This window comes from Mycobacterium sp. NPDC004974 (assembly GCF_053600815.1).
Genome location: NZ_JBSGAQ010000029.1, coordinates 1 through 3,631, shown reverse-complemented (window position 1 = coordinate 3,631; position 3,631 = coordinate 1). Strand labels below are relative to the sequence as shown.

Here is a 3,631-nt window from a genome sequence, read left to right as displayed (position 1 = left end):
AACACACTATTGGGCTTTGAGACAACAGGCCCGTTTTTCCCTGGCCCCTGTGTGGGGTGGGAGGCGTGTTGTTGCTCCATCTTTGGTGGTGGGGTGTGGTGTTTGATTTGTGGATAGTGGTTGCGAGCATCTAGCACGCGAAATGTGTGGTCTCACTCCTTGTGGGTGGGGCCTGGTTTTGTGTGCGATTGATGTGCAATTTCTTTTGAAACTCATTTTTTGGTTTTTGTGTTGTAAGTGTTTAAGGGCGCATGGTGGATGCCTTGGCACTGGGAGCCGATGAAGGACGTTGGAGGCTGCGATATGCCTCGGGGAGCTGCCAACCGAGCGTTGATCCGAGGATGTCCGAATGGGGAAACCCAGCACGAGTGATGTCGTGTTACCTGTATCTGAATACATAGGGTGCAGGAGGGAACGCGGGGAAGTGAAACATCTCAGTACCCGTAGGAAGAGAAAACAAAAGTGATTCCGTGAGTAGTGGCGAGCGAAAGCGGAGGATGGCTAAACCGTATGCATGTGATACCGGGTAGGGGTTGTGTGTGCGGGGTTGTGGGACCTGTTTTTCCAGTTCTACCTGACTGGAGGGTAGTGAGAAAATGTCGTGGTTAACGGAAGTGGTTTGGGATGACCTGCCGTAGACGGTGAGAGCCCGGTACGTGAAAACCTGACATCTACCTTAATGGTGTTCCCGAGTAGCAGCGGGCCCGTGAAATCTGCTGTGAATCTGCCGGGACCACCCGGTAAGCCTGAATACTTCCCAGTGACCGATAGCGGATTAGTACCGTGAGGGAATGGTGAAAAGTACCCCGGGAGGGGAGTGAAATAGTACCTGAAACCGTGCGCTTACAATCCGTCAGAGCCCTCCTTCGTGGTGGGGTGATGGCGTGCCTTTTGAAGAATGAGCCTGCGAGTCAGGGACATGTCGCGAGGTTAACCCGTGTGGGGTAGCCGCAGCGAAAGCGAGTCTGAATAGGGCGTATCCAATCCGTAGGGGTTGGTGTAGTGGTGTGTTCTGGACCCGAAGCGGAGTGATCTACCCATGGCCAGGGTGAAGCGCGGGTAAGACCGCGTGGAGGCCCGAACCCACTTAGGTTGAAGACTGAGGGGATGAGCTGTGGGTAGGGGTGAAAGGCCAATCAAACTCCGTGATAGCTGGTTCTCCCCGAAATGCATTTAGGTGCAGCGTCACATGTTTCTTGTTGGAGGTAGAGCTACTGGATGGCCGATGGGCCCCACAGGGTTACTGACGTCAGCCAAACTCCGAATGCCGACAAGTCCAAGAATGTGGCAGTGAGACGGCGGGGGATAAGCTCCGTGCGTCGAGAGGGAAACAGCCCAGATCGCCGGCTAAGGCCCCTAAGCGTGTACTAAGTGGAAAAGGATGTGCAGTCGCGAAGACAACCAGGAGGTTGGCTTAGAAGCAGCCACCCTTGAAAGAGTGCGTAATAGCTCACTGGTCAAGTGATTGTGCGCCGATAATGTAGCGGGGCTCAAGTACACCGCCGAAGCCGCGGCAACGTATTTATACGTTGGGTAGGGGAGCGTCCTGCATCCGGTGAAGCAGCAGAGTGATCTAGCTGTGGAGGGTGTGGGAGTGAGAATGCAGGCATGAGTAGCGAATAGGCAAGTGAGAACCTTGCCCGCCGAAAGACCAAGGGTTCCTGGGCCAGGCCAGTCCTCCCAGGGTGAGTCGGGACCTAAGGCGAGGCCGACAGGCGTAGTCGATGGACAACGGGTTGATATTCCCGTACCCGTGTATGTGCGTCCATGATGAATCCATTGTGCTAACCATCCAAAACCGTCGTGACCGATCCCTTCGGGGTGAGGCGTTGACGGGGCTGCGTGGGACCCCGGTGGGTAGTAGTCAAGCGATGGGGTGACGCAGGAAGGTAGCCGTACCAGTCAGTGGTTGTACTGGGGTAAGCCGGTAGGGAGAAACGTAGGCAAATCCGCGTTTCATTAATCCTGAGAGGTGATGCATAGCCGTTTGAGGCGAATTCGGTGATCCTATGCTGCCAAGAAAAGCCTCTAGCGAGGACATACACGGCCCGTACCCCAAACCAACACAGGTGGTCAGGTAGAGAATACTAAGGCGTACGAGTGAACTATGGTTAAGGAACTCGGCAAAATGCCCCCGTAACTTCGGGAGAAGGGGGACCCACATGGCGTGACGGATCTTTACGGTCTTGAGCGTGAGTGGGTGGCACAAACCAGTGAGAAGCGACTGTTTACTAAAAACACAGGTCCGTGCGAAGTCGCAAGACGATGTATACGGACTGACGCCTGCCCGGTGCTGGAAGGTTAAGAGGACCTGTTAACCCTTCGGGGTGAAGCAGAGAATTTAAGCCCCAGTAAACGGCGGTGGTAACTATAACCATCCTAAGGTAGCGAAATTCCTTGTCGGGTAAGTTCCGACCTGCACGAATGGCGTAACGACTTCTCAACTGTCTCAACCATAGACTCGGCGAAATTGCACTACGAGTAAAGATGCTCGTTACGCGCGGCAGGACGAAAAGACCCCGGGACCTTCACTACAACTTGGTATTGGTGCTCGATACGGTTTGTGTAGGATAGGTGGGAGACTGTGAAATTCACACGCCAGTGTGGGTGGAGTCGTTGTTGAAATACCACTCTGATCGTATTGGGCCTCTAACCTCGGACCGTATATCCGGTTCAGGGACAGTGCCTGGTGGGTAGTTTAACTGGGGCGGTTGCCTCCCAAAATGTAACGGAGGCGCCCAAAGGTTCCCTCAACCTGGACGGCAATCAGGTGTTGAGTGTAAGTGCACAAGGGAGCTTGACTGCGAGACATACATGTCGAGCAGGGACGAAAGTCGGGACTAGTGATCCGGCACCTCTGAGTGGAAGGGGTGTCGCTCAACGGATAAAAGGTACCCCGGGGATAACAGGCTGATCTTCCCCAAGAGTCCATATCGACGGGATGGTTTGGCACCTCGATGTCGGCTCGTCGCATCCTGGGGCTGGAGCAGGTCCCAAGGGTTGGGCTGTTCGCCCATTAAAGCGGCACGCGAGCTGGGTTTAGAACGTCGTGAGACAGTTCGGTCTCTATCCGCCGCGCGCGTCAGAAGCTTGAGGAAATCTGTCCCTAGTACGAGAGGACCGGGACGGACGAACCTCTGGTATACCAGTTGTTCCACCAGGAGCACCGCTGGATAGCCACGTTCGGACAGGATAACCGCTGAAAGCATCTAAGCGGGAAACCCCCTCCAAGACCAGGCTTCTCACCCTTTTAGAGGGATAAGGCCCCCCGCAGACCACGGGATTGATAGACCAGACCTGGAAGCCTAGTAATAGGTGTAGGGAACTGGCACTAACCGGCCGAAAACTTACAACAACCAACAAACACCAAATGTTTGATGAGTTTCAGTAAGACGCACATCTGCTACGCAACCACACCACAAACACACACGACACTTGTGTCGGGCGTGCTACACGCACCCCACCACCAAAACACAAGATGTACACTCAACAACGAGTGAATAGAGTTACGGCGGTCCATAGCGGCAGGGAAACGCCCGGTCCCATCCCGAACCCGGAAGCTAAGCCTGCCAGCGCCGATGATACTACCCTTTCGGGTGGAAAAGTAGGACACCGCCGAACACAAATTAAG

2 rRNA genes are annotated in these 3,631 nt (G+C 54.6%); both read left to right on the top strand.

Going from position 1 to position 3,631, the window contains the following annotated elements:
• The first annotated feature begins 231 nt into the window (after positions 1-231).
• A 23S ribosomal RNA gene (locus ACWEFV_RS32280) occupies positions 232-3,355 on the top strand.
• 152 nt (positions 3,356-3,507) lie between these two features.
• Positions 3,508-3,621 (top strand): 5S ribosomal RNA (rrf, locus tag ACWEFV_RS32275).
• The last annotated feature ends 10 nt before the right edge of the window (positions 3,622-3,631 follow it).